Origin of the sequence: Pseudonocardia hierapolitana, assembly GCF_007994075.1 — a bacterium.
Classification (GTDB): Bacteria; Actinomycetota; Actinomycetes; order Mycobacteriales; family Pseudonocardiaceae; genus Pseudonocardia; species Pseudonocardia hierapolitana.
In genome coordinates this window covers 1,764,721-1,790,774 of sequence record NZ_VIWU01000001.1, presented here as the reverse complement: position 1 = coordinate 1,790,774, position 26,054 = coordinate 1,764,721, and the positions used below count along the sequence as shown (strand labels likewise).

The window sequence follows — 26,054 nt, the reverse complement described above, 5'->3', positions numbered from 1 at the left end:
CAACTGGTGAGCATGCCGGTGCGCGCGCCGTTCCCGACTCGGGCGCGCAGGCAATCGCTCCCCGCTTCAGGCCCCGTGCGCTGACGATTCCGGCCGCCGCTCCGTCACCTCGACCTGTTGGTCCGGTTGGCATCACCACCGAATGACGTGGTCGCGCTGACAGCCGTCCCCGACTGGAGGGCACGGCGGTGCACGACGAGACCGTCCCCGCCGGATGCCCACGCAACTATCCTGTGGCCCCGACCTCCCTCGCAGCGCAACCACACGCTAGTTGCCGGGCACCCCAACCGGACGGGCTCGCACGCAGGCCCGGCAGGCAAGACGAGCACCACGCAACGCAACCACGGAATCGGCAGTTCCCAACCCGGCCACCTACCCCGCCGGACACGTTCTCCCGCTCAAGCCGCGTTCACAATAGTGAACACCCCGATCACCCGAAAAGACCTACGGGTCGAACATCTGTTCGCGTAAACTGGAGGCATGTCGAAAACCGCGCCAACCCCACCAACCCCCGCCCCCACGCGAAGACCCGAGAAGCGCCCGCGACACCGGCGAATACCCGACAGCAAGGAATGCGCACCATGCTGACCGGGGCGCTACTCGTGACCCCAGCCGATCCGTCAGTCCCGGTCCCAGACGCGCTACCGGATGACCTGCTGAACTCCGCAGCGATCAACGCCTGGGTCGTTCGGTTGGCCCGGTTCGACCGGGACGTCCTCGACACCGAACGGATCGAGCAGCTGCGGGCGCTGGAACGGTTGAAGTCGGCCGCCGCGGCCGCCCAGGCCCGGATCGCCGTCGACCTGGACACCTCGATGCGGGCCGGGCAGGCCGCCGCCGGGATGCCGGCGCAGCGGCAGGGCCGCGGGGTGGCCGCGCAGGTGGCGCTGGCCCGCCAGGAATCCCCCTACCGCGGTGGCCGGCACCTGGGGTTGGCCAAGGTCCTGGTCGCGGAGATGCCCCACACCCTGACCGCCCTCGAACAGGGTGCGATCTCCGAATGGCGGGCCGGCCTGCTCGCCCAGGAAACGATCTTCCTATCCCGAGAGCACCGCCAGCTCGTCGACGCCCACCTGTGCGCCGACCCCACCGGGCTGCACGGGTGGGGGGACCGCCGGTTGACCGCCGAGATCCGCAAGATCGCCTACCGGCTCGACCCGGCCGGCTACACCAGGCGCCGCGCGAAGGCCGAGTCGGAGCGGCGGGTCACCTCCCGGCCGGCCCCGGACGTCATGGCCCGGGTCACCGCGCTGCTCCCGGTCGCCCACGGGGTCGCCGTCTACGCCGCCCTGCGCAAGGCCGCCGACACCGCCATCGCGGCCGGGGACGGGCGCACCCGGGGCCAGCTGATGGCCGACACCCTCGTGCAACGGGTCACCGGGCAGGCCACCGCGGCCGGGGTGCCGGTGGAGATCCACCTGATCATGACCGACCGCACCCTCCTCGGCGAAGGTCAAGGCGGGGGCGAAGACGGGGGCGAAGACGGGGGCAGGGAGCAGCCGGCGCTGCTGGCCGGGTACGGGCCGATCCCGGCCGGCCTGGCCCGCCGACTCGCCGTCTCCGCCGCCGAAACCGAGGTCGCGTGGCTGCGGCGGCTCTACAGCAGGCCGGACAGCGGGCGGCTGGTCGGGATGGACTCCGCCCGGCGGGTGTTCCCGGCCGGGCTGGCCCGGTTCATCGAGGTCCGCGACCAGTACTGCTCGACCCCGTGGTGTGACGCCCCGATCCGCCACATCGACCACGCCCTACCCCACCACCAGGGCGGGACCACGTCGGCGGACAACGGCAACGGGACCTGCGCCCAATGCAACTACGCCCGCCAAGCACCCGGCTGGAAGGTCCGGCCGGAGCCCGGGCCCCGGCACACCCTGCGGATCACCACACCGACCGGGCACGGCTACCGCAGCACCGCACCCCCACCACCCGGACACCCGAGATTCGAGAGACGCCGGCGCGGCGCGTCGAAACAGTCTCGGCCGTCGGCTCAGCGGTGCCGGCCGTAGTGCAGCCCGAGCCGGTAGTGGGCGAGGCCGTCGACGGCTACGGCTTGCGCGCCACCGCGCCGTACCCGGCCACGTCGACAGCGGTGGTGTCGACACCGCGGAGCTCGGGTCGCCACTGCGAGACCGGCACCAGGCCCGGCTCGATCTTCTCGAGGCCTTCGAAGTAGCCGTCGATCTGCTCGGGGCTGCGGGGGATGTAGGGCACTCCGCCGGTCGCGGCGTAATCGGCGTTGGCGCGGACGAGGTCCTCGCTGGTGTCGGTGCCGTCCCACAGGATGAGGTGGCTGCCGGACGGGGTCGCGCCCATCACCGTCGCCACGATGGAGCGTGCCTCGTCGTGGTCGGCGACGTGGCCGAGCACACCCATGAACAGCACCCCGATGGGCTCGTTGAAGTTCAGGATGTTCTTCGCGTCCGACACGATCTGGTCGGGCTCGTGCATGTCGGCGGCGACGTAGGCGGTGACGCCCTCGGGCGTGGTGTTCACCAGCAGGGCGCGGGCGTGCGCCAGCACGAGCGGGTCGTTGTCGACGTAGACGATGCGGCAGTCCGGTGCGGCGCGCTGTGCCACCTGGTGGGTGTTGTCCATGGTCGGTAGGCCGGTGCCGATGTCCAGGAACTGGCGGATCCGGACATCGGTCACCAGGTGGCGGACCGCACGGACGAGGAACTGCCGGGAGAGCTTCGCCAGCGAGAAGATCTCCGGGCACTTCGCGGCGAAGTCGTCCCCCGCCTCGCGATCGACCTGGTAGTTGTCCTTGCCGCCGAGCCAGTAGTTCCACACCCGCGCGGAGTGCGGGATGGTGGTGTCGACGGCGTTCGACTGCGTCACGTGACCGACGCTACCCCGATCGTGATGAGGTCGGCGGGGCGGGAACGCCCGTCGGCCGGGTGACTGTTGTCAGCTATCGGCGGTGGGCGAGGATGACGCCGTGACGGACGTGCAGCGGGACGCCGGCGAGGCGGCGGTGATCGCCGCCATCGGGTCGTCGGTGCGCCGGGCGCGACGGCGAAGCGGGCTGTCCACCCGCGAGCTGGCGCAGCGGGCGTCGCTCTCGCAGCCGTTCCTGTCGAACATAGAGAACGGCCGCTCGTCGCCGAGCGTGGCCACCCTCTACAAGCTGGCCGCCGCACTCGGGATCGGCGCCACCGACCTGCTTCCCCCGAGTCCCGACGAGGGCATCGTCGTCGTCCGCGCAGGTGAGGGCGTCGCCGTCGGGATGGACGAGACTCCGGGGGTCGCGCAGTCCGCGCTGCTGGCCGGCGCTCCGGGTCGGTTGATGGAGGCCCGCCGTGCCATGATCGAGCCTGGGCAGCCGGCAGGCAGCTGGTTCGACCACGGCGGTGAGGATTTCCTGCACGTGCTCGACGGGGTGCTGCGGGTCGAGTTCGGCACCGGCCGGGTCGAGGAGCTGCAGGCCGGCGACTCGATCTGGCACGAGGGAGCCATCCCGCACCGCTGGCGGGTGGGGCCCGACACCGGCGCGAGCCTGCTCCTCGTCACTGCCCGCGTGCCGAGGGACGACCATGAGTGATTTCTCTGAGAATTCGCAACATGTCGGAAACAAGACGACACCCGAACGTGACGGCCCCGACCTAGCGTTCGGATCCTCCCCGAACCGAAGGACACCGCCGATGCCTTCCACCCCCCGTCTCCGGCGGCGCTGGCGCGCCCTGCTCGCGGTCACCGCCGCGGCCGCCCTGCTCGTCCTGGCCGGCTGTGGTGACGCCGGCCGCCGCGACACCGCGCCGGCGGACGGCGATGCGGCGGCGTCGGACAAGCCGCGGCTCGCGATCGTCTACTACCCGCAGTTCAAGGACGGGTCCTGGGGCGAGGCGGCGCTCACCGGCGCGCAGAAGCTCAAGGACGCCGGCGTGATCGCCGACTTCGCCGTGCAGGAGAACGTGAACCCGGGCGCGGACGGCGTGCGCGCGCTGCGCAGCTTCGCCGAGCAGGGCTACAACCCGATCGTCGCCCACTCGTTCAACTACGGCGACGACGTGAAGCAGGTCGCGTCCGAGTTCCCGAACACGATCTTCGCCTACGCGGGCGGCTTCGGCGACGTCAAGGACAACGTCGCCGACTACTCGCAGCCGTTCTGGGAGGCCACCTACCTGGAGGGCATCCTCGGCGCCGGCGTGACGCAGGGCGGGAGCGTCGCAGGGGCGGGCGGGTTCGACATCCCGGTGTGCCGCGCGATGTACAACTCCTACCTGGAGGGCGCGAAGCTCGTGCGGCCCGACACCACCGGCTCGTTCGTGGCCGTCGGCGACTGGTCGGACGTGCAGCGGGCCAAGGAGGCGGCGCTCGCCCAGGCCGACCAGGGCGCCACGATGTTCGTCGGCTGCGGGCAGGGCCCCACGTTCGGCCAGATCGAGGCGGCCACCGAGCGCGGTGCCGTGGCCAACGGGTACACGGGTGACATGTCCGGGCTCTCGGGCCAGGTGCTGGCGTCGTTCACCTGGAACCTGGACAAGGTCTTCGAGGAGATGGTGGCCGACGTCGCCGCCGGCAAGACCAACCCCACGCGCTACTACGAGGTCGGGATGACCAAGGACGGCCTGGACGTCGTGATCAACCCGGCGTGGCAGGCCCGGATCCCGGCGGAGGTGATGGCGACCTACGAGCAGAAGCTCGCCGAGATCCGCAGCGGGGCGTTCACCGTCCCGATGAACACCCAGTGACATCAACCGCAGCGACCCCCGCCGCTTCTCTCCACGGGATCCGGCGCAGCTTCGGCGCCGGGGCACCCGCTCTGGACGGCGTCGACCTGGAGCTGCGGGCCGGCGAGGTCCACGCCCTGCTCGGCGAGAACGGGGCGGGCAAGACCACGCTGATGCGGATCCTCGCCGGCCTCGACCGCCCCGACGAGGGCACGGTCGAGGTGGCGGGGCACCCGGTGGAGGAGTTCAGCCCTCGCGCCCTGCGGGAACGCGGGGTGGCGATGGTCCAGCAGCACTTCACGCTGGTGCCGACGCTGACCGCGGGGGAGAACCTCGCGCTCGCCCGCCCGTCGGGTCGCCTGCGGCCCGGCGCCCGGCAGGCGCGCCGCCGGGTGGAGGAGCTGGCGGAGCGCTACGGGCTCCCGGTGCGCGCGGACGTGCCCGTCGACCGGCTCTCGGTCGGTGAGGAACAGCGGCTGGAGATCCTGCGCGCGCTCGACGCCGACGCCCGCCTGCTGATCCTCGACGAGCCGACGGCCGTGCTCGTCGACTCGGAGGCGGAGACGCTGCTGCGCGTGTGCCGCTCCCTCGCCGAGGACGACCGGGCGATCGTGATCATCACCCACCGGCTGTCGGAGGTGTTCGCCGGCTGCGACCGCGTCACGGTGCTGCGCCGCGGTGCGGTCGTGTGCGCGGGCGAACCGGTGTCGGCGCACGACCGGGCGAGCCTCGCGACGCTCATGGTCGGCACGGCGCCCACGGAGCTGTCCACCGGCACCCGCCCCTCGGATGGGGACGTTCGCCTCCGGCTGGAGGGCGTGGCCCGCGGCCGGCTGAAGCCGCTCGACCTGCAGGTCCGGGCAGGCGAGGTGCTCGGGGTCGCCGGCGTGGACGGCAACGGCCAGGCCGAGCTGGAGGAGCTGCTCGCCGGGATCGCGGCACCGGACCGGGGCAGCATCACCGTCGACGGGAAGCCGGTGCCGGTGGCCGCGCCCCGGGAGCGGGTGGCCGAGCGCATCGCCTACGTCCCTGCCGACCGCCACCGCCGCGCGCTCGCGGGGCCGCTCACGCTCGCCGACAACCTCGAACTGGGCCGCGGAGACCGGCGGCGCCCGCCGCTCGCCCGGCGTCAGGAGCGCGCCGAACCGGTCCTCGCGGAGTGGGACGTGCGCGGCAGCGGGCCGTCCGCGCCCGCGGCGAGCCTGTCCGGCGGCAACGCCCAGAAGCTGGTGCTCGCCCGCGAGCTCGCGGAGGGTCCGCGTCTCGTGGTCGCCGCCCAGCCGACCAGGGGGCTCGACCCGGAGGCCGCCCGCATGATCAGCGAGCGGATCCTCGCCGCGGCCGCCGACGGCGCCGCCGTCGTCTGGTTCGGTGCGGAGCTCGACGAGCTCTTCGCCGTGGCCGACCGGCTCGTCGTGCTCGCAGGCGGGCGGGCCACCGAGCCGTTCACGCCGCCGTACGACCGCGGCGCCATCGGGCTCGCGATGGCGGGAGGTCACGCGTCGTGACCATGACCAGGCCCCCCGCGTCGGCCCCCGCCGCAGGCCGCGATCCTGGCGGCGTGCTCGCACGCATCCTGCGCGGCCCGGACAGCCGGATCGGGCTCGTGACCGTCCCCGTCGCGGCGGTGCTCGCCGCGCTCGTCGTCGGCGGCGTGCTCATGGCCGTGGAGGGGGTTGCGCCGCTCTCGGCGTACGGCGAGGTGGTGCTCGGCGTCTTCGGGCGCACGCGCGGGCTGATCGACACCGCGGTGATCGCGACGCCGCTGATCCTCCTCGGGCTCGGCATCGCCGTCGCCTACCGGGCGCGGGTGTTCACGATCGGCGCCGAGGGCCAGTACATCGCCGGCGCGCTCGCGGGCACGGCGTGGGTCACGCTCGGCCCGCCGTTGCCGGGGCTCCTGCTGCTGGTCAGCGGGCTGGTCGTCGCCGTACTGACCGGTGCGGCGTGGGCCGGGATCACGGCGTGGATGCTTGCCCGGTTCGGGGCGAGCGTCGTGATCACGAGCCTGCTCCTCAACTACGTCGCGGCCGCCGGGCTCGCCTGGGCGGTGCGGGTGGGGATCCGCGACCCCGGCTCGTTCACCCCGCAGAGCAGGCCGGTGGGCGACGCCGCGCTGCCCGACATCCCCGGCACGACCATCCACCTGGGCTTCTTCTTCGCCCTCCTCGCAGTGCCCGCGCTCGCCGCGGTGCTCCGGCGCACCCGCTTCGGCTTCCGCGCCGACGTGCTCGGCGCCAACCCCGAGGTGCTGGCCGTCAACGAGGCCCGTCCGGCGTGGACCCGCTTCGCGGTACTCGCACTGGCCGGGTCGTTCGCGGGCCTGGCCGGGTTCGTCGAGGTCGCAGGCACGACCGAGCGGATGACGCCGGCGTTCGCCACCGGCTACGGCTTCACCGCGATCATCGTGGCGCTGCTCGGGCGGCTGCGCCCGCTCGGTGTGCTCGTCGCGGCGCTGCTACTGGCCGGGCTCACCGTCGGCTTCGACGAGGCCGAGCGCGTGTTCATCATCCCGTCGACGACCGTCGGCGTGATCCAGGCACTGATCGTCGTCTTCTTCGTGGCCGGCGACGCGCTCAGCAGACGTCCGGGCAGGCGGGGCAGGCACTGATGGACACCCTCTTCACCCTCGCCACCCTCGCGGCGGCGATCCGGCTCGCGATCCCCGTGGCCGTGGCCGCGCTGGGCGAGCTGGTCAGCGAGCGCGCGGGCGTGCTCAACCTCGGCCTCGAAGGCACCATGCTGTTCGGCGCGCTCGCCGGGTACCTCGCCACCCTCTCCAGCGGCACGCCGTGGATCGGCCTGGGCGGCGGGCTCGTGGCCGGCGCGGCGTGCGGCGCGGTGCTCGCGCTGCTCATGGTGGTGGTGCGGGCCGACCAGATCGTCACGGGCCTGGCGTTCACCCTGTTCGCGGTCTCCGCCACCACCTACCTGTTCGAGCAGTCGTACACGATCGGGCAGGCGCCGCCGCGGATCCCGAGCCTGTCGATGGCGCCGCTCGTCGTGATCGTGCTCGTCGTGCTGGCCGGGGTGTGGTTCCTGCTCACCCGCACCACGGCCGGGCTCGTGCTCAGCGCCACCGGCGAGGCACCGGAGGCCGTGGACGCGCTGGGGTACCGCATCCCGCAGGTGCGCACGCTCGCCACCGTCACGGGGAGCGCGCTCGCCGGGCTGGCCGGGGCGATGCTCGTCTGCGGTCCGCTCGGGCTGTTCGTCCAGAACGTCACGGCCGGGCGCGGATGGGTGGCGCTGGCGCTGGTCGTCTTCGCCCGCTGGCGGCCGGGACGGGCCGTGGCCGGGGCGCTCCTCTTCGGGCTCTGCGACGCCGCCCAGCTGCGGCTGCAGGGCACCGCCACCGCGATCCCGTACGAGGTGTTCCTCGCGCTGCCGTACGTGGTCACGCTGCTCGCGCTGATGGTGCGGGCGCGCCGCAGCGGCACGCCCGCTGCGCTCGCGGTGCCGTTCGTCCGGGGCGGGACATGACCGACCTGCGGATCGGGCCCGCGCTCGTCGTCCCGGTGACCGCCGAGCCGTTCACCGGGTACGTCGAGGTCACCGGCGGGGAGATCACCCACCTCGGTCCGTCGCCCACCGCCGGGCCGGCCGCGGAGACCGTCGCGGCGCCCGGCCGGATCGTCATCCCCGCGTTCGTCAACACGCACTGCCACACCAGCCAGCAGCTCGGCCGCGGCCTCGGTGACGACGTCGGCCTGCTCACCTGGCTGCACGAGCGGATCTGGCCGTACGAGCTCGCGCTCGACGAGTCCGACTCGGAGCTCTCGGCGCTGGTCTGCGCGATCGAGCAGGTCCGCAACGGCTGCACGCTGCTCGCCGACCCCGGTGGCCGGCACGTCGACGGGATGGCCCGCGGGATCGCCGCCGTCGGGATCCGGGCGCTGCTCGGGCGCAGCGCCATGGACTCCGGCGACGGCAGGCCCGATGGCGACCGGGAGTCGACCGCCGAGGTGCTCGACGCGCAGGACGAGCTCGTCGAGCGCTGGCACGGGAAAGGCCTGCTGCGCTTCTCCTACACCCTGCGCACGATCTTCAACTGCTCGGACGAACTGATCACCGCCACGATGGAACGGGCGCGGAAGCTCGGCACGGTGGTGCAGATGCACGTGGCGGAAGTGCCCGAGGAGAACGAGCACTCCGTCGCGACGCGCGGCACGACCACCGTGCGGCACCTGGACCGGCTCGGCGCGCTGGGCCCCGACCTGCTCGCGGTGCACGCCACCTGGGTGGACGACGAGGAGATCGCGTTGCTGGCCGAGCGCGGTTGCCCGGTGTCGCACAACGCCGCGTCCAACCTCAAGATCCTCGGCACGCCCCGGATCGCCGACATGCTCGACGCCGGCGTGCACGTCGCGCTCGGCACGGACGGGGCGCCGTCCAACAACCGCATGAGCATGATCGACGAGATGTGGCTCGCCGCGATCGTGCAGAAGGGCGTGCGGCGCGACCCCACCGTGCTCCCGGCCGGGAGCGTGCTGCGGATGGCCACGATCGACGGGGCCACCGCCCTCGGCATGGGCGGGCTCGTCGGCTCCCTCGAGGTGGGCAAGCGGGCCGACCTCGTGGTGCTCGACCCGTACACCCCGAACTTCGCCACCGCCGCCGACCCCGTGGCCGCGCTGGTGACCGCGTGCAAGTCCGAGAACGTCGAGTCCGTGCTCTGCGACGGCGAGTGGGTGCTGCGCGAGCGGCGCTTCACCCGCCTCGACGAGGCCGCCGTGCTCACCGAGGCCGCCGAGCGCGCGGCCGCGGTGCGCCGGCGCATGGATCGAACATAGGAGCCCGCCGGAGCGAAGCGAAGGCAATCCAACACAGGAGGAACCGTGTCCGAAACGCTGCCCACCGTCGACGTCTCCTCGTTCGCGACGGGTGCCCCGCCGAGCCCCGAGCAGGACACCGCGGCCGCGGAGATCGACCGGATCTGCCGGGAGATCGGCTTCTTCCTCATCGCGGGCCACGGCGTGGAGCCGGGGGTGAAGGCCGCGATGTTCGAGGCGATGAAGCGGTTCTTCGCGCTCCCGGTGGAGGAGAAGCTGGAGATCGCGATCGCGAAGTCGCCGGTCCACCGCGGCTACGTTCCGATCGCCGAGGAGATCCTCGACGAGAACACCGCGGGCGACCTCAAGGAGTCCCTGGACACCGGCGGAGAGCACGGCCCCGACCACCCCGAGGTGCAGGCGGGCGTCCCGACGTTCGGGCCGAACCAGTGGCCCGCCGACCCCGCGTTCCGGGAGGCATGGGAGGCCTACCGCACCCAGGCGATCGAGGCGGCGCAGCGCGTGCAGCGGGCGATGGCGCGGGCGCTCGGCCAGCACGACGAGTTCCTGCTCGACCGGCCCGGCGGCGAGGTCATGTACCACCTGCGCCACCTGCACTACCCGCCGCAGGAGACCGTGCAGCCCGGCCCGAACCAGCTCGGCTGCGGCGCCCACACCGACTACGGCACCGTCACCCTGCTCGCGGACGACGGCGTGGGCGGGTTGCAGGTGATGAAGCGCGACGGCACGTGGATCGAGGTCGGCATCCCCGACGACCTGCTCGTCGTCAACCTCGGTGACCTGATGGCGATCTGGACCAACGACCGCTGGGTGTCCAACCCGCACCGCGTGGTGAACCCGCCGCAGACCGACCGGTACTCGATGCCGCTCTTCGTCACCCCGCCGTTCCACGCGGAGATCAGCTGCCTCGAGTCCTGCCTCGGCCCGGGCGAGGAGCCGAAGTACGAGTCGCAGGAGGCCGGGCCGTACCTGATGAGCAGGCTCAACGCCACCCACACCTACCGCAACCCGCTCCTGGCGGCCGCGGAATCGGTCTGAGCACCGGCCTGAGTGAGCGCGCGCCGGAGCGCGCCGGGCGTGTGGCCGGTGTGCTCGCGCACGGTGCGCGTGAGGTGGGCCTGGTCGGCGAAGCCGAGGTCGGCGGCCAGCAGGGCGAGGTTGCGCTCGCCCTGCTCCAGGCGCTCCATCGCCCGCCCGACGCGGACCCGGTTGCGGTAGCGCGTGACCGAGACGCCCGTCTCGCGGGGGAACGCCCTGCTCAGCCGGTAGGGCGAGACCGCGAGGTGGTCGGCGAGGGGGAACAGACCGCGGGCGGCGGGGACCTCGGCGAGGATGGCCTCCCGGGCCGCCGCGACGAGCGTCCGCTCGCCCGCTGATCCGGCGGGGAGCAGACCGACCGTCGCGGAGAGCAGGGCGAGCAGCTGCTCGGCGAGCGCGTAGTCCGGATCGCTCCGCGTGGCGAGGAGCCTCCGGTGGGCGAGGTCGACTTGCGCGTCGACGTAGAAGTCGGAGCGGGCGGCGGCACGGCACAGCGCCGCCCACCGGGCGGGTGCGAAGGAGATCGACGTGCAGACGTCGCCGCCTGCGGGGTGGGCGAAGCGCTCCTCCACCCCGGGCCGCGCGAGGTATCCGAGCGTCGGGTCGAGATCGGTGGGGCCCTGCGCGCTCGTCCGGCGGAACCGGCCCGACCGGACGAGTACCAGGCGGTGCTCGCCCGGCACCTCGGCGGCGGACCAGCGGCGATGGTGCTCCCGGCACACCACCGTGCTCACGGTGAAGTCGGGCCGGGCGGCGAGTTCGGCGACCGAGAGCACGTTGCGGACGCTACGTGCGGGGTCCGACAACTCCCGCAAGGATCGTCAATACCTCGGCCGGGAGCGGAGCCAGGCTCGTGGCATGGCACATCTGCGTACCGAGATCTCCATCGCCGCACCACCCGCCGACGTCTGGGACGTGATCCGCGACTTCGCGGCCGGACCGCTGCGCATGGCTCCGGGGTTCGTCGTCGGGTGCGAGGCCGACGGGGACGTCCGGGTCGTCACGTTCGCCGACGGGACGGTCGTTCGCGAACGGTTCCTCGCGCTCGACGACGACGAGCGGCGCGTCGGCTATGCCGTCTTCGGAGGTGACGTCCGGCCCGAGCACGACATCGCGGAGATGCGGGTCGTCCCCGAAGGCGGCGGCTGCCGGTTCGTGTGGACCCACGACGTCCGACCCGACGAGCTCGGCCCCGGTTTCCAGGCGAACATGGACCGCGGGACCGAGGTCATCAAGCGCACCTTGGAAGGTCGCTCAGGCGGCGACCCGTGGCCGGCGCGCGTCTCCGGCGACCGCCACCAGCAGGGTCACCAGGAGGACGAGGGCCAGGAAGACCTGGCCGTGCAGCCCGAGGACGAACACCGTGTCGTCGGCGAACTCGGGGTCGTAGGTGGCGGTGCCCGGGAACAGCAGCGCCCCGAGCATGCCCAGCCACGGCGTGGAGAGCAGCGCCGCGGCCCAGACGAGCCGGTCGCGGGCGACGAGGGCGAGGCCGAGCGCGCCGAGCAGGAACGACATCACGACGTACTGGGCGTCGTGGAACTTGGCGTGCGGCGGCCACGCGTCGTTGAAGGCGTGCTGGGCGGCGAGGTCGGGCACCACCACGTCGGCGAGCAGGGCGCCGAGCGCGGTCACCACCGCGACGGAGCCGACGACGATCCTGGGCCAGGAGGTCATCTCTGTGCCCTCTCCTTCTTCTTGTGGGCGCGCAGGAAGGCATCGACGACCTCCGGCACGTAGCCGTCGGGGACGGGTCGGTTGGCGAGCAGGCGGCGGAAGAACAGCGGCCCGACGAGCTGGTCGACCGCGAGGTCGGTGTCGAGCCGCGCGGGGAGCTCGCCCCGCTCCTTGCCGCCGTCGACGATGTCGCGGAGCACGCGGGTGCCGGCCCGGAACAGGGCGTCCTTCATCTCGGTGAACGCGGGGTCCACCGCGGACCGCTCGACGACGACGCGGATCGCGCGGTCGGTGGCCGGCTCGTGCAGCATCGCGCGGCTGGCCTCAAGCTCGTGCAGGAGGTCGGCGCGCAGGTCGCCGGTCGGTTCCGTGTGGGCGACCGCGATGTGGTGCGCCAGCGTGTCGCGGATCAGGGACGGCGTGTCCGGCCAGTGCCGGTAGAGCGTTGTGCGCCCCACACCGCTGCGCTCGGCGACGGCCACGTGCGTGACGCCGGGCCACCCCTCCTCCATCAGGAGGTCCCGCGCCGCCGCCAGCGCTGCGGTCCGGCTGCGAACTGCTCGCGGATCCATGAGCCTCACTCTGAAACAAGTTGTCCCATATCTGTGGAACAGACTGTACCGGAGTCAGGCGGCGACGTAGCCACGGCGGCGGAGTTCGTAGGCGACGGTCCCGGCGATCCGGGCGGAACAGCAGTGGACCGTGCGGGCGTCGAACCGCAGGGACGTCCAGCCGAGCCTGACGAGGTCGGCCTCGCGGAGGAGATCCCGGTGCGCCTGCTCCTGCTCGCGGTGGTCCCGGCCGTCGTACTCGATCGCGAGGTTCACGGGGGGGTAGGCCAGGTCGAGCCTGCGGGTTCGGCCACCCGCTTCGACCTCGAACTGGACGTGCGGCGCGCGGGCCGCGGAGTCGGCCCCGCGTCAGGAGCCCGGCGGCGACGGCGGCGGAGCCGCGGAACGGGCGAGTGAGATCGATGGACATGCCCGGCACGGACGGCGGGGGCGCGCTTCCGGTTCCATGATCCGCCGTTTCGGTTCTCCACGGTCGTGGTCGCGACCAAGGAAGGACACCCGATACCCCAGATCTTGGAGTCGGATCCGCAGTATCGGTTGCTGATGGTAGGGAGCCGTGAGCAACCGAAAGTTCGGATCTTGGCCCCGTCACTCGGCCCGGTGCAGCTCCCAGCGGCCGGAGTCGATCTCGAAGTGGCGGTCGGGCCCGAGCCAGCGGCCGATCATGGAGCGGCCGGTGGGGTCGAGCACGAACTGGGCGATGCCGTGGTACACGGCGCCCCGGTAGTAGCCGGAGGGTGCGGTGCGCTCGGTCCAGCTGCCCGTGACCAGCATGCCGTCGACGGAGAGGTCGAGTTCGAGCGTGCCCGTGTCCGTCGGCTCGCTCCTGCCGGCGAGCCGGCCTCCCGCCGCGCCGAGCTCGATCCGGTGCACGCCCTCGAGTTCCGCGCCTCGGCCCGTGCTGACGTAGGTGTAGCGACTGGCCCACGGTCCAGCCAGTTCGTTGGGTGCGGGTCCTCGGCCGAGCGTGACGGGCGGTCGTCCGCCGGTGCGGCCGGCCGCCACGGTCGCGGCCGTGCTCAGCTTCAGCAGTAGAGCGCGGCGCTGGTCTCCCGGCAGCCGCTGTGCCCAGTCCGCGACGGCGCGGGTGAGCTGGTGGAGGTCGAGGTTGCTCACCTGCCACGCAAGCGTCTCCGGCTCGGTGCCGCCGTCGGAGCCCTGGCCGCCGCCGTGCTCGCCCCAGCCGGCGAGTAGGTCGGCGACGTCGCACTCGTAGATCTGTGCGAGCCGGTCGAGCACGTGCAGCGACGGCATGTGCCCGGTGGGGCTGGGCCAGTTCTCCCAGTAGGAGATGTTCTTGAACGTCTTCGGCTCGTCGGGCCAGCAGCGGTTCCACGCCTGCGCCGTCTCGGTCTGTGTCCAGCCGTGTGCGATCCGCATCGCGACCCGGGCGTTCAGCCCGTAGCGGGTGCGCAGGGCCGCGGCGACCTCGCTCCACGGCCGGCCGTCGGTGCGCAGGGACTCGGCGAGGGCCAACTGCTCGCGGAGCCGGGCGGAGCGGGCGACCATGGCCGGGAACGTACTCCCTGTCGGACCGGGAATCACGGCGCGGGATCGCGGTGTCACAGGGTGTCGATGGACCTGCTGCGGCACCACGCTCGGTGCGTGCGCGAGGACGAGGAGCCATGGCGGGACTGGCCCTTCGCGGTGGAGCTGGCCGCGATGCCCCAGGTGTGGGCCGCGTTGCTGGAGCTGCACGTCAGCGGCCGGGACGGCCGGTGCCTCGGCTGCCGCTCGCAGGTGCGGATCGCGCCCTTCTGGCCGTGCACCCTCTACCGCGCCGCGGTCCAGGCGCGCCGCATCGCCGCTGAGCGACCATGATCCGCCGCATCGGTTGCTCATCGTCGCGGGCACAACCATGGACAACCGCTACTTCGGACCACGGCTGCGCATGCCTTGCCGGGTCGAGGGAGCCGGCGCCTGCGGACCGAACGGATCGGTGTCCGCCGTCGTACCCGGAGGGCCGGGGTGCATCCGGCCGGGTCCACGGAAGGAACTGACATGACCCACCACGAGACCGGCGACCGCCGGGGCGGCGCGCTCCGAACCGCCCGCCGCCTCGGCCGCGCCGTGGGCCGGATGCTCGACGGCCCGAGCAGCCCGCGCTGGGCCGTGGTGCCGTACCCCAGGAGCGGTCGTGTCCCCGGCCACCCGCTCGCCTGCGACGCCGCCCGTTGGCGGCACTGAGCGGGTTCGCGCGGCTGCCTAGACTGCCCGCCATGGCTCGTGTGCGTCCCGGGGAGGCCGCCAACCCCGCCCCACCCACCGTCCAGCGGGTGCGGTTGCGCTTCGCCAAGCGGGGGCGGCTGCGGTTCCTCTCCCACCGGGACGTCGCGCGCAGTTTCGAGCGGGCCGTGCGGCGCGCGGGGGTCCCGGTGGCCCACTCGCACGGGTTCAGCCCGCACCCGCGCCTGTCGTGGATCGGTGCCGCGCCCACCGGCACCGCGAGCGAGGCCGAGTACGTGGAGATCGGGCTGACGCGCCCGGTCGACCCTGCGACGCTCGTGGCCGCCCTCGACGCGGCCCTGCCCGACGGGTTGGACGTCCTCCAGGCCGCCGTCGCGGAGGGCGCCGCGCTCGCCGACCGGATCGACGCCAGCAGTTGGGAGGTCGAGCTGCCCGGGGTCGAGCCGGCTGAGCTGCGGGCTGCGCTCTCCGCGCTGCTCGAGCGGGAGTCGGTGGTCGTCGAACGCGTCACACCGTCGGGGCGTCGCAAGATCGACGTACGGGCCGCGCTCGTCCGTGCGGACGTGCGGGATCCGGCCCCTGAGGACGCGGCACCGTCGGGTGGCGCGGGCGCGATGCCCCCCGATCGGGCGGGAGTCTGTGCGATACTGACGGCGGTCGTGCGGCAGACGACACCCGCCGTTCGACCCGACGACGTGTTGGGTGCACTCGATGTTGTCGCGGGCCTCAGGCCGCCATCGCCCGCCAGGGCGACCCGGACGGCCCAGGGACTGCTCGACCATCGGGGCGACCTGGCCGATCCTCTCGGCTGAAGACCGGGTCACCACCCGGGCCTGATCCGGCGGACCGGCTCGTCGTCGAGGAGTGACCGCCCTCCCCGGGCGGAGCGAGACCAGAGGATTGCTCGTCGCGCAGCGCGTCGAGAGAACTGCACGTGGCCCCTGCGCGGCCGCCTCCGAACCGGAGGCGCCCGGGGGCGGAGGAGCTGGATGTCGAATACTGAATCGCCCGCCGGTACATCCGGCGGGCCCGTCACCGTACCCGCCCTTGATGATCTGCCGGAGAGGATGCGGGTGCACGCGCTCGCCAGAAGGCTCGCACGTACCAGCCGTGAGGTGCTCGCGGCACTGGCTTCGCTGGGCGTCGAGGTGCGCAGCGCTCAGTCCAGTGTCGAGAAGAAGGTGGCCGAGCAGGTAGCCGCCAAGCTCGGGCCCGATCAGGCGCACGAGCCGGAGCAGGGCGAGCAGCCCACGAGCGAGCCGGTCGCCGAGCCCGGTGCCCCGCTGGCGCCGTTGTTCGCCCCGCCCACCCCGCTGTTCCAGGCCCCCACCCGCCCCGCCCCCGCCCGCCCGGCGCCTGCCGCCGCGGAACCGGTCGTCGAGCCCCCCGAGCCCGCCGCCGAGGCCGCGACCGCCGAGGACGACGGCGACGACACCGACGAGACCACCGGACGCCGGCGCAGGCGCCGTGGCCGCCGCGGTCGTGGCCGGGGCCGGGGCGCCGACGGCACCGACGACGAGACCGGTGACGACAACGGCGACGACAACGGCGAGTCCGACGAGGCCACCGACGCCGAGGACGAGTCCGGCGAGGGCGACAGCGACACCGAGGACGACACCGAGGACGGCGACCAGGACGAGGCGGCCCAGGACGGCGAGTCGGGCACCTCACGCCGGCGCAGGCGCAGGCGTCGCCGCCGGGGCCCGGGCGACGAGGCCGCCGACGGCGGTGACGAGGCCGATCCGCCCAACACGGTCACCAAGGTGCGGGTGCCGCGCGAGGTGCGCGACGACGAGGGCGACGGCGTGCAGAGCGTCCGCGGCTCCACGCGGCTGGAGGCCAAGCGCCAGCGCCGCCGCGACGGGCGCGACGCCGGGCGCCGGCGGGCGCCGATCCTGTCCGAGGCCGAGTTCCTGGCCCGCCGCGAGTCGGTCGACCGCGCGATGGTGGTGCGCGAGCGCGGCGACCGCGTCGAGATCGCGGTGCTCGAGGACGACATCCTCGTCGAGCACTTCGTGAACAGCACCGGCGGCAGCCGCGACGGCAGCACCGGGAAGTCGCTGGTCGGCAACATCTACCTCGGCCGCGTGCAGAACGTGCTGCCCAGCATGGAGGCCGCGTTCGTCGACATCGGCCGCGGCCGCAACGCGGTCCTCTACGCGGGCGAGGTCGACTGGGACGCCGCCGGGCTCGGGGGCAAGCAGCGCCGCATCGAGCAGGCGCTCTCCAGCGGCGACAGCGTGCTCGTCCAGGTCACGAAGGACCCGATCGGCCACAAGGGTGCCCGGCTCACCACCCAGATCAGCCTGGCCGGCCGGTTCCTCGTCTACGTGCCGAGCGGCGGCGCCGCCGGTATCAGCCGCAAGCTGCCCGACATCGAGCGCAAGCGGCTCAAGGACATGCTCAAGGAGATCGTCCCCAGCGAGGCCGGGGTGATCATCCGCACCGCGTCGGAGGGCGTGAGCCAGGAGGCCCTCGAGCGCGACGTGCGTCGGCTGCAGGCGCAGTGGGAGGTCGTCAAGGGCAAGGCGGAGGCCACCGGCCCGAACAAGCCCAAGGCGCCCGTGCTGCTCTACGAGGAGCCCGACCTGCTCATCAAGGTCGTGCGCGACCAGTTCAACGAGGACTTCTCGCGCCTGATCGTCGAGGGCGACGACGCGTGGGACATCCTGTCCAACTACGTCGGGCACGTGGCCCCGGAGCTCTCCGAGCGGCTTCACCGCCACGTCGGGCCGAACGACGCGTTCGCCGAGTACCGGATCGACGACCAGCTGCTCAAGGCGCTCGACCGCAAGGTGTGGCTGCCCTCCGGCGGCACGCTGGTGATCGACCGCACCGAGGCCATGACGGTCATCGACGTCAACACCGGCAAGTTCACCGGCTCCGGCGGCAACCTCGAGGAGACCGTCACCCGCAACAACCTCGAGGCGGCCGAGGAGATCGTGCGCCAGCTGCGGCTGCGCGACATCGGCGGCATCATCGTCATCGACTTCATCGACATGGTGCTCGAGGCAAACCGCGACCTCGTGCTGCGCAGGCTCACCGAGTGCCTGGCCCGCGACCGCACGCGCCACCAGGTGGCCGAGGTCACCTCGCTCGGGCTCGTCCAGATGACCCGCAAGCGCGTCGGCGGTGGGCTGCTGGAGCACTTCTCCACCCCGTGCGAGCACTGCCGCGGGCGCGGGGTGATCGTCAACGCCGAGCCCGTCGTGAGCGCCCCCGCCCGTCCGGACCGCTTCGAGCGCACCGAGCGGGAGGGGCGCCGATCCCGCGGCGGCCGCGGCCGCCGTGAGGGCGAGGACCGCAACGGCCACGACGTGCGCAAGGCCGAACCGGTCGCGATCGCGCACGGCACCGGCAACGGCAACGGCAACGGCAATGGCAACGGCAACCGGCCGGACACCGCCGAGGCCGCCGTGGACGTCGGCGCGCCCGCCCCGGTCGTCACGCCCGCGGTGCTCGACCCGGCACCCACGCCGCCCGCCGAGGCCCCGGCCGCCGAGCCCGCAGCCCCCACCGGCAGGCGGGTGCGGCGCAGCGCTCGCCGTGGCGTGGTGCAGACCTCGCCCGCGGCCGGCCCGGTGGACGTCGCCGCCGACGTGGTCGAGGAGGTCGTCGTCGAGCGCTCGATCGCCGCGGCGCACGACCGTCCCGACGCGGACGCGGACGCGGCCGTGGCCGAGGTGCCTGCGCCCCAGGCTCCTGCACTCGAGGGAGCCGCAAAGCCCGACATCCCCGAGCAGGTGGCCGACGAGCAGACCGCGGGCGAGCCGGAGCAGCGGCCCCGTCGCCGCCGCGGCCGGGTCACCCGCACCGCGGGCGCGCCCACGGCCACGGTGGGCGACGCGCCCGTCGCCGCCGTGCTCACGGTGCCGGTCACTGCGGAGCCCACCGCGGAGCCCGTTGGGGAAGCCACTGCGGCACCCGCGCCGGTGGCCGTGCCGCCGCAGCCCGAGCCCGCCCCTGCCGCCCGGCCGCGGCGCGCGCGGCGGGCGGCGTCACGGCCGGCAGGCCCGCCCGCGGCCGAGGCCGGAGGAGACCCGGCATGACCGGCCCTCGAACCCGTCCGGTAACCTGGGACATCAGTGCCGCGCTCCGAAGCAGTCGCGGCCCGCACAGGGTGCCCTGTGCTATGACCCCCGAGCTTCAGGAGCAGTGCGTCGATGTACGCAATCGTCAAGACCGGCGGTAAGCAGTACAAGGTGGCCGTCGACGACGTGGTCACCGTCGAGAAGATCGACGGCGAGCCCGGCGCCGAGGTGAGCCTGCCGGCCGTGCTCCTCGTCGACGGTGACGACGTCACCACCGACTCGGCGGCGCTCGCGGCTGCCTCGGTCACCGCCAAGGTGGTCGAGCACACCAAGGGCCCGAAGATCCGCATCCACAAGTTCAAGAACAAGACCGGGTACCACAAGCGGCAGGGCCACCGCCAGCCGCTCACCAAGGTCCAGGTCACCGGCATCGCGAAGTAGGAGGACGACACCATGGCTCACAAGAAGGGTGCGTCCAGCTCGCGCAACGGGCGCGACTCCAACGCACAGCGCCTCGGCGTCAAGCGCTTCGGCGGCCAGGCCGTCAACGCGGGCGAGATCCTCGTCCGCCAGCGCGGCACCAAGTTCCACCCGGGTCTCGGCGTCGGCCGGGGCGGCGACGACACGCTGTTCGCGCTGGTCGAGGGCTCGGTCGAGTTCGGCTACGCGAAGGGCCGCAAGGTCGTCAACGTGGTACCGGTGCAGGCCTGAGGCCTGCACACCCTTTCAGTAGAACCTGACAACGGCGGGCCGCCCGGGTGGTGGCCCGCCGTTGTCGTGTGAGGAGAGTCGATGTCGAGGTTCGTGGACCGCGTGGTGATTCACGCCACGGCGGGCGCGGGCGGCAACGGCTGCGCCTCCGTGCACCGGGAGAAGTTCAAGCCGCTCGGCGGCCCCGACGGCGGCAACGGTGGCCGCGGCGGGTCCGTCGTGCTGGTCGTCGACCCCGGCGTGCACACGCTGCTCGACTTCCACCACCGCCCGCACGCCATGGCCCGCAACGGCAAGCAGGGGCAGGGCGGGTTCAAGGCCGGCGCCAACGCCGAGGACCTGGAGCTGCGGGTCCCCAACGGCACGGTCGTGTTCGACACGGACGGTGAGATCGTCGCCGACCTCGTCGGTGCCGGCACCCGGTTCGTCGCCGCGGCAGGTGGGCGCGGTGGCCTGGGCAACGCCGCCCTCGCCTCGTCGGCCCGCAAGGCGCCCGGGTTCGCGCTCCTCGGCGAGCCGGGCGAGAGCCGCGACCTGGTGCTCGAGCTGCGCTCGATGGCCGACGTCGGGCTGGTCGGCTTCCCGTCGGCGGGCAAGTCGTCGCTGGTGGCGGCGCTGTCCGCGGCGCGGCCGAAGATCGCCGACTACCCGTTCACCACGCTCGTTCCGCAGCTCGGCGTGGTCACCGCGGGGGAGGACGTGTTCACCGTCGCCGACGTGCCCGGCCTCATCCCGGGCGCGTCGGAGGGGCGCGGCCTCGGGCTGGACTTCCTGCGCCACATCGAGCGCTGCTCGGTGCTGGTGCACGTCGTCGACTGCGCCACCTACGAGCCTGGCCGCGACCCGGTGTCGGACGTGCAGGCCCTCGAGGACGAGCTGATCCGCTACACACCCGCACTCGGCGGCGAGCTCGCCGACCGGCCGCGGCTGATCGCGCTCAACAAGGTCGACGTGCCGGACGCGGCCGAGATGGCAGAGCTGGTCAAGGCCGACCTCGAGGAGCGCTACGGCTGGCCGGTCTACCCGATCTCCACCGCCTCCCGGGCGGGGCTGCGCGAGCTGTCGTTCGCGATGGCCGAACAGGTCCGCGCCCACCGTGCCGCCCAGCCGGTGGCCGAGCCCACGCGCATCGTGCTGCGCCCGCAGGCAGTGGACGACTCCGGCTTCACGATCGAGCCCGACCCGGAGCTGCCCGGCGGCTTCATCGTCCGCGGCGCCCGGCCCGAGCGCTGGATCCGCCAGACCGCGTTCGACAACGACGAGGCCGTCGGCTACCTCGCCGATCGCCTCGCCCGCCTCGGGGTGGAGGACGCCCTCGCCGAGGCGGGCGCCCAGCCGGGCTGCCCGGTCACGATCGGCGACGTCACGTTCGACTGGGAACCGAGCACTCCCTCCGGCGTGGCCGTGATGATGTCCGGCCGCGGCACCGACCGGCGGCTGGAGCAGAGCGGTCGCACCAGCGCGTCCGAGCGGAAGGCCGCGCGCGCAGAGCGTCGCCGTCACCACTCGGACGAGGAACTGTGGGCCGCAGCGGACGAGGACGAGTGATGCCGCGGCCAGCGTACGCACGCGGGGGAGGGCAGGCGTGAGCACCCGCGCCCGGATCGCCGCCGCGCGGCGCGTCGTCGTGAAGGTCGGCTCCTCCTCGCTCACCAGCCTCGACGGGGGCCTCGATCCGGCGCGACTCCAGGCGCTCGTCGACGCCCTCGCCGCGCGGCGGGAGGGCGGGAGCCAGGTGGTGCTGGTCTCGTCCGGGGCGATCGCGGCCGGGCTCGCCCCGCTCGGGCTCACCCGCCGTCCCCGCGACCTCGCCACGCAGCAGGCCGCGGCGTCCGTCGGCCAGCTGCTGCTCGCCGAGGCGTACGCCGCCGCCTTCGCGCGGCACGGGCAGCCGATCGGGCAGGTGTTGCTCACCGCGGACGACATGATCCGTCGCGCGCACTACCGCAACGCCCAGCGCACCCTGGAGCGGCTGCTCGGGCTCGGCGTGCTGCCCGTCGTCAACGAGAACGACACCGTGGTCACCGACGAGATCCGGGTCGGCGACAACGACCGGCTCGCCGCGCTGGTGGCGCACCTGATCGGCGCCGACGGCCTCGTCCTGCTCTCCGACGTCGACGGCCTCTACGACGGCGATCCGCGGCTCCCCGGCTCCCGCCTGCTGTCCGAGGTGGACGCCCCGGCCGACCTGGAGGCGGTGCGGGTGGCGCGGGCACGGGCCGATTCGCTCGGCACCGGCGGCATGGCCACCAAGATCACCGCGGCGGCGATGGCCGCCGCCGCGGGCATCCCGGTGCTGCTCGCCTCGGCCGACGACGTCGTCGCGGCGCTGGACGTGGCCGAGGCGGGGCCGAAGGTCGGCACCGCGTTCCGCCCGTCGGGACGGCGCATGTCGGCGCGGCGGTTCTGGCTGCGGCACGCCGCGGACGTGCGCGGCGCGCTCGATCTGGACGCCGGCGCCGTTGCGGCGGTGATCGGCCGCAGGCGGTCGCTGCTCGCGGCCGGCATCCACGGCATCTCGGGTGACTTCGTCGCGGGCGACGTCGTCGACCTGATGGACCCGGACGGCGTGGTCGTCGCGCGTGGGGTGGTCGGTTTCGACGCCGCGGAGCTGCCGGAGCTGATCGGCCGCCGCACCCGCGACCTCGCCCCAGAGCAGCGCCGCGAGGTGGTGCACGCCGACGACCTGGTGCCGATGACCTCCTGAACCGGCCGGGAGGCGGTCGGGGGTCATGAGTTGTCGGGGCCGGATCCGGGCGTCAAACTCCCCTTGATGGACGCAGAGCGGGCTCGTACGCGGATGGTCGACGCCCTGCGCACGGCGGGCAGGGTCCGCTCGGCCGCCGTGGAGGAGGCGTTCCGGACCGTTCCGCGCCACCTGTTCCTGCCGGGTCTCGCCGTCGCGGACGCCTACGCCGACGAGGCCGTGGCCGTGCAGTTCACCGCCGGCGTCGCCACGAGCTCGGCGTCGCAGCCCTCGATGATGGCGATCATGCTCGAGCAGCTGGACCTGCGGCCCGGCCACCGCGTGCTCGAGATCGGCGCAGGCACGGGCTACAACGCCGCGCTGATGTCCCGGATCGTGGGCCCGGCGGGCGCGGTCACGTCCGTCGACATCGACGAGGAGCTCGTCGACCGGGCCGCCGTGCACCTGGCGTCCGCGCAGGTCTCCGGCGTGGACCTGGTGGCGGCCGACGGCGCCCACGGCCACCCGCCCGGCGCGCCGTACGACCGGATCGTGCTCACCGTGGGCAGCGACGACGTGCAGCCCGAGTGGGTGAGCCAGCTCGTGCCGGGTGGGCGGCTGCTGCTGCCGCTCGCGGTGCGCGGCAGCCAGCTCTCGGTGGCACTGGACCTGGGACCCGACGGGGTGCTCCGCTGCGACTCGGTGCGCAGCTGTGCGTTCATCCGGCTGCGCGGGGCGGCCGCGCGCGCGGACTCGAACCGGTTGGTGGAGGAGCTGGGCGTCGCGCTCCAGACGCCGGACGACTACCCGGAGCCGGACCTCGCCGCGGTGGCCTCCGTGCTGGCCGATCCGCGGGAGCGGCGTGCGGCGCCGGTGCCGCTGGGCGCGGTGGACGTCTGGGACGGGTTCGGGCTGTGGCTCGCCCTGACCGAGCCGGGCGCAGGCCGGTTGCTGGCGGCGGAGCCGGAGACCGGCCTCCCCGACGACCTGTTCCCGCTCGGCTCCACCGGCGGCACCGTGGCGCTGGCGGCCGAGGACGGCGTGGCCGCGGTGGTGCTGGCCGGGCCGCCGGGGCCCGGGCCGGGAGCGGTGGCCGTGCGCGAGTTCGGACCCGGCGGTGCCGCGCTCGGCGATCGCCTCCTGGCTGCGCTGGACGAGTGGGCGGCGGCCGGGCGCCCGGGCGCCGCCGACTGGCGGCTGACCGTCGTGCCGACGGGAGTGGACGCCCCTGCGCTGCCGGCGCCGCAGGTGATCGTCAAGAAGCACTGCCGGGTGCTGGCCGAACACCCTCGGGCCTCGAGCAGTGCTATCCGGCGAGGTTGAGGAGGACCTTGCTGCTCCCGGTGCTGCGGTCCGCCGCGGTGTTGAGGGCCTTCTCCGCTTGGTCGAGGGGGTACCGGTGGGTGATCACCGGCGAGACGTCCAGGCCGTCGCGCATGGCGTGCAGGGCGTCGTCGATCTCGTCGACGAAGCGGTAGGAGCCGACCCAGGTGATCTCGCGGGTCACCAGGTCGCCCAGCACCGCCGACACCGCGCTGCCGGGCAGGTTTCCGACCTGCACCAGCGTGCCGCCGCGAGCGGTGGCCCGCAGGACCGCGCCGATGGCCGCCGCCGCGCCGGACGCCTCGATCACCACCTCGACGTCCTCGGGGAGGGCGCTCTCGGTGAGGTCGATCGTGGTGTCGGCGCCCATCGCGGCCGCCACCGCCAGCGCGGGCGCCGCGACGTCGGAGGCCACCACGGCGGCCGCACCGCGGTGCTTCGCGGCCGCCACCACCAGCGAGCCGATCGGACCGGCCCCGTTCACCAGCACCGTCCTGCCCCTGACGTCACCCGCCCGGTGCACGGCGTGCAGCGCGACGCCGAGCGGTTCGGCGAGGGCGCCGTGCTCGGTGCTCACGCCGTCGGGCAGGAGGCGGATCTGGTCGGCGCGGACCACCCGGTAGTCGCTGAACCCGCCGTCGGTGTGCGGGTCGAGCGCGGCCGAGCCGAAGTAGCGGACGCACGGGTGCAGGTTGGTGCGCCCGGCGATCCGGTCCGGCAGACGCGGGTCGCCGACGAGGGTGGCCGGGTGGACGGTGGCGGCGTCCCCCTCGGCGACCCCGTCGACGCCGGGCCCGATCGCCGCGACGCGCCCCGCCACCTCGTGCCCGAGCACGAGCGGGTGGCGCAGCACGGCGGTGCCGGTGGCGCCGTGCCGGAAGTAGGCGATGTCGGAGCCGCAGATGCCGCCCCACTCCATCGCCAGCAGCACCTCGCCGGGGCCGGGCCGCGGGTCCGGCCGCTCGTCGATCCGGACGTCCCCCGCGGCGTGCACGACAACGGCTCTCATGCGGCGTCCTCCAGCGCGACCAGGTCGCGCCCGCGCGTCTCGGGGGAGAGCACGGTGGCGACGAGCGTGATCAGGGAGTAGGCGACGAGCATCGCGGCGATCGGCCACCAGCTGCCGGTGACCGCGGTGAGGGTGGCCGCGACGACCGGCCCGATCGCCGTGGCGAGTATCCCGCCGATCTCCTTGGCCAGCGCGAGCTGGGTGAACCGCGTGCGGGCGCCGAAGAGCTCGGCCATCGTGACGCTCTCCAACGAGAACAGGCCGAGCACCCCGATGTTGAGCGCGAGGATCATGCCGATCACCAGCGCGACCGTGTTGCCGCTGGTGATCAGCAGGAGCAGCGGGAAGGCGAGCACGGCGGTCAGGACGGAGAGGCCGATGTACATCGGGCGGCGGCCGAACCGGTCGCCCAGCAGCCCGAGGATCGGCACCGTGGCGAACCCGAGCAGCGACCCGTACATGATCGCGTCGGTCGGGACGGACCGGTCGATGAGCAGCGTCGAGGCGATGTAGCCGACGAGGAATGTCTGCACCAGGCCCGAGTTGCCTGCCTGCCCGAACCGCAGGCCAAGCGCGAGGAAGAACGCCTTGCCCTTGCGCTGCTGCAGGCCGGCCTCCAGCGCACTGCTGCCTTCCACCTCGGCACGACGCAGCGCCCGGCCGTCGACGACGTCGGCGCGCTCCTCGAACACCGGGCTCTCCTTGAGGCTCCGGCGCAGCCACACCGCGAAGATCATCAGCACGAAGCTGAGGAGGAACGGGAGGCGCCAGCCCCACGACAGCAGCTGCTCGTCCGACAGCACGGCCAGCAGGAACGCCCAGAGTGCGGACGCGGCGAGCGTGCCGGAGTTGGTGCCCAGCGACACCAGCGAGGCGATCAGGCCGCGGCGGCGCACCGGCGCGTACTCGGCGAGCATCACGGTGGCGCCCGCGATCTCGGCGCCCGCCCCGAAACCCTGGACCAGCCGCAGTGCGACCAGCAGGATCGGCGCGAGGATGCCGATCTGCGCGTACGTCGGAAGCGCGCCGATCAGCGTGGTGGAGGCGCCCATCAGCAGGATCGTCAGGTACAGCACCCGCTTGCGCCCGATGCGGTCGCCCATCCGTCCGAAGTAGATCGCTCCCGCGAGCCGTGCCACGTACCCGACGCCGTAGGTGGCCATGGCGGCGATGAGCCCGATCGCGGGGCTGACGTCGGGGAAGAAGAGCTCGTTGAAGACGATGGCGGCTGCCAGCGAGTAGAGCTGGAAATCCATGAACTCCATCGCCGTGCCGAGCCACCCGGACGTGGCGGCCTTGGCCAGGTCCCGCGTCGTCCGCGTGACGGGTCCCGCCTTCGTGCTCTCGGTCATGAAGGCCT

General features: G+C 73.5%; 25 protein-coding genes and 1 pseudogene. 18 read left to right on the top strand and 8 right to left on the bottom strand.

Annotation, left to right across the window (positions count from 1 at the left end; genetic code table 11):
- Nucleotides 1–692: 692 nt before the first annotated feature.
- Nucleotides 693–2,003 (top strand): HNH endonuclease signature motif containing protein, encoded by a 1,311-nt coding sequence (locus FHX44_RS08445; RefSeq protein WP_212612382.1) that lies wholly within the window; start codon nt 693–695, stop codon nt 2,001–2,003.
- 37 nt (nt 2,004–2,040) lie between these two features.
- Here the strand turns inward: FHX44_RS08445 and FHX44_RS08440 are convergent, their stop codons facing one another.
- On the bottom strand, nt 2,041–2,835 hold the full coding sequence (locus FHX44_RS08440; RefSeq protein WP_147254972.1) for an SAM-dependent methyltransferase: 795 nt from the start codon (nt 2,833–2,835) through the stop codon (nt 2,041–2,043).
- A 100-nt stretch (nt 2,836–2,935) separates the two neighbouring features.
- Between FHX44_RS08440 and FHX44_RS08435 the strand changes: the two genes are divergently transcribed.
- The 7 genes from FHX44_RS08435 (at nt 2,936) to FHX44_RS08405 (ending at nt 10,498) form a co-directional block, all read left to right on the top strand.
- Nucleotides 2,936–3,538 carry a helix-turn-helix domain-containing protein gene (locus FHX44_RS08435; RefSeq protein WP_170308833.1) on the top strand — a complete coding sequence of 201 codons (603 nt, stop codon included), beginning with the start codon at nt 2,936–2,938 and terminating at the stop codon, nt 3,536–3,538.
- Nucleotides 3,539–3,638: 100 nt separating this feature from the next.
- Nucleotides 3,639–4,688, top strand: a complete 1,050-nt coding sequence (locus tag FHX44_RS08430) for a BMP family protein (protein WP_170308832.1) — start codon at nt 3,639–3,641, stop codon at nt 4,686–4,688.
- A complete protein-coding gene (locus FHX44_RS08425; RefSeq protein WP_147254969.1) occupies nt 4,685–6,175 on the top strand; it encodes an ABC transporter ATP-binding protein in 1,491 nt (496 codons plus the stop codon). The genes FHX44_RS08430 and FHX44_RS08425 overlap by 4 nt, the downstream gene beginning before the upstream one ends.
- A gap of 53 nt (nt 6,176–6,228) precedes the next feature.
- Nucleotides 6,229–7,278 carry an ABC transporter permease gene (locus FHX44_RS08420; RefSeq protein WP_147254968.1) on the top strand — a complete coding sequence of 350 codons (1,050 nt, stop codon included), beginning with the start codon at nt 6,229–6,231 and terminating at the stop codon, nt 7,276–7,278.
- On the top strand, nt 7,278–8,150 hold the full coding sequence (locus FHX44_RS08415) for an ABC transporter permease (protein WP_147254967.1): 873 nt from the start codon (nt 7,278–7,280) through the stop codon (nt 8,148–8,150). The genes FHX44_RS08420 and FHX44_RS08415 overlap by 1 nt, the downstream gene beginning before the upstream one ends.
- The gene (locus FHX44_RS08410; protein ID WP_147254966.1) at nt 8,147–9,460 is read left to right on the top strand and encodes an amidohydrolase family protein; all 1,314 of its coding nucleotides are present in this window, start codon (nt 8,147–8,149) and stop codon (nt 9,458–9,460) included. Before FHX44_RS08415 ends, FHX44_RS08410 begins: the two co-directional genes overlap by 4 nt.
- Before the next feature lie 45 nt (nt 9,461–9,505).
- Nucleotides 9,506–10,498, top strand: coding sequence for an isopenicillin N synthase family dioxygenase (locus tag FHX44_RS08405; protein WP_147254965.1), 993 nt, complete (start codon nt 9,506–9,508; stop codon nt 10,496–10,498).
- Here the strand turns inward: FHX44_RS08405 and FHX44_RS08400 are convergent.
- A complete protein-coding gene (locus tag FHX44_RS08400) occupies nt 10,459–11,274 on the bottom strand; it encodes a helix-turn-helix domain-containing protein (RefSeq protein WP_212612381.1) in 816 nt (271 codons plus the stop codon). The two genes, FHX44_RS08405 and FHX44_RS08400, sit on opposite strands and share 40 nt — an antisense overlap.
- A gap of 82 nt (nt 11,275–11,356) precedes the next feature.
- On the opposite strand from FHX44_RS08400, the pseudogene FHX44_RS08395 reads away from it, so the two are divergent.
- A pseudogene (locus FHX44_RS08395) lies at nt 11,357–11,683 on the top strand (SRPBCC family protein); the annotation flags it as partial.
- A 69-nt stretch (nt 11,684–11,752) separates the two neighbouring features.
- Here FHX44_RS08395 and FHX44_RS08390 read toward each other — a convergent pair.
- The 4 genes from FHX44_RS08390 to FHX44_RS08375 form a co-directional block, all read right to left on the bottom strand.
- Nucleotides 11,753–12,175, bottom strand: coding sequence for a DUF6640 family protein (locus FHX44_RS08390; RefSeq protein WP_147254963.1), 423 nt, complete (start codon nt 12,173–12,175; stop codon nt 11,753–11,755).
- Entirely contained in the window at nt 12,172–12,747 is a 576-nt protein-coding gene (locus tag FHX44_RS08385) for a TetR-like C-terminal domain-containing protein (RefSeq protein WP_212612380.1), read from the bottom strand. Before FHX44_RS08385 ends, FHX44_RS08390 begins: the two co-directional genes overlap by 4 nt.
- 54 nt (nt 12,748–12,801) lie before the next feature.
- On the bottom strand, nt 12,802–13,002 hold the full coding sequence (locus FHX44_RS08380; protein WP_170308831.1) for a DUF559 domain-containing protein: 201 nt from the start codon (nt 13,000–13,002) through the stop codon (nt 12,802–12,804).
- A gap of 333 nt (nt 13,003–13,335) precedes the next feature.
- Nucleotides 13,336–14,256 carry a hypothetical protein gene (locus tag FHX44_RS08375; RefSeq protein ID WP_147254960.1) on the bottom strand — a complete coding sequence of 307 codons (921 nt, stop codon included), beginning with the start codon at nt 14,254–14,256 and terminating at the stop codon, nt 13,336–13,338.
- A gap of 96 nt (nt 14,257–14,352) precedes the next feature.
- Between FHX44_RS08375 and FHX44_RS08370 the strand changes: the two genes are divergently transcribed.
- The 9 genes from FHX44_RS08370 to fxlM all read left to right on the top strand — a co-directional run bounded on the left by FHX44_RS08370 (nt 14,353) and on the right by fxlM (nt 23,685).
- Nucleotides 14,353–14,568 (top strand): hypothetical protein, encoded by a 216-nt coding sequence (locus FHX44_RS08370; protein WP_147254959.1) that lies wholly within the window; start codon nt 14,353–14,355, stop codon nt 14,566–14,568.
- 180 nt (nt 14,569–14,748) lie between these two features.
- Nucleotides 14,749–14,934, top strand: a complete 186-nt coding sequence (locus FHX44_RS08365) for a hypothetical protein (protein ID WP_147254958.1) — start codon at nt 14,749–14,751, stop codon at nt 14,932–14,934.
- A gap of 32 nt (nt 14,935–14,966) precedes the next feature.
- Nucleotides 14,967–15,746: a TIGR03936 family radical SAM-associated protein gene (locus FHX44_RS08360; RefSeq protein ID WP_147254957.1), complete on the top strand. Its 780-nt coding sequence runs from the start codon at nt 14,967–14,969 to the stop codon at nt 15,744–15,746.
- Between the two features lie 177 nt (nt 15,747–15,923).
- Complete coding sequence (locus FHX44_RS08355; protein WP_147254956.1) at nt 15,924–18,983, top strand: translation initiation factor IF-2 N-terminal domain-containing protein; 3,060 nt, start codon at nt 15,924–15,926, stop codon at nt 18,981–18,983.
- Nucleotides 18,984–19,097: 114 nt separating this feature from the next.
- Entirely contained in the window at nt 19,098–19,406 is a 309-nt protein-coding gene (rplU, locus tag FHX44_RS08350) for a 50S ribosomal protein L21 (protein ID WP_147254955.1), read from the top strand.
- A 12-nt stretch (nt 19,407–19,418) separates the two neighbouring features.
- A complete protein-coding gene (gene rpmA, locus FHX44_RS08345) occupies nt 19,419–19,676 on the top strand; it encodes a 50S ribosomal protein L27 (protein WP_147254954.1) in 258 nt (85 codons plus the stop codon).
- A gap of 81 nt (nt 19,677–19,757) precedes the next feature.
- The gene (gene obgE / locus FHX44_RS08340; RefSeq protein WP_147254953.1) at nt 19,758–21,224 is read left to right on the top strand and encodes a GTPase ObgE; all 1,467 of its coding nucleotides are present in this window, start codon (nt 19,758–19,760) and stop codon (nt 21,222–21,224) included.
- Nucleotides 21,225–21,261: 37 nt separating this feature from the next.
- On the top strand, nt 21,262–22,383 hold the full coding sequence (gene proB, locus FHX44_RS08335) for a glutamate 5-kinase (protein WP_147254952.1): 1,122 nt from the start codon (nt 21,262–21,264) through the stop codon (nt 22,381–22,383).
- Between the two features lie 66 nt (nt 22,384–22,449).
- The gene (gene fxlM / locus FHX44_RS08330) at nt 22,450–23,685 is read left to right on the top strand and encodes a methyltransferase, FxLD system (protein WP_147254951.1); all 1,236 of its coding nucleotides are present in this window, start codon (nt 22,450–22,452) and stop codon (nt 23,683–23,685) included.
- On the opposite strand, the gene FHX44_RS08325 is transcribed toward fxlM, so the two are convergent.
- A complete protein-coding gene (locus tag FHX44_RS08325; RefSeq protein ID WP_147254950.1) occupies nt 23,669–24,694 on the bottom strand; it encodes an L-idonate 5-dehydrogenase in 1,026 nt (341 codons plus the stop codon). The genes fxlM and FHX44_RS08325 overlap by 17 nt on opposite strands.
- Nucleotides 24,691–26,046, bottom strand: coding sequence for an MFS transporter (locus tag FHX44_RS08320; RefSeq protein ID WP_147254949.1), 1,356 nt, complete (start codon nt 26,044–26,046; stop codon nt 24,691–24,693). Before FHX44_RS08320 ends, FHX44_RS08325 begins: the two co-directional genes overlap by 4 nt.
- Between the last annotated feature and the right edge of the window lie 8 nt (nt 26,047–26,054).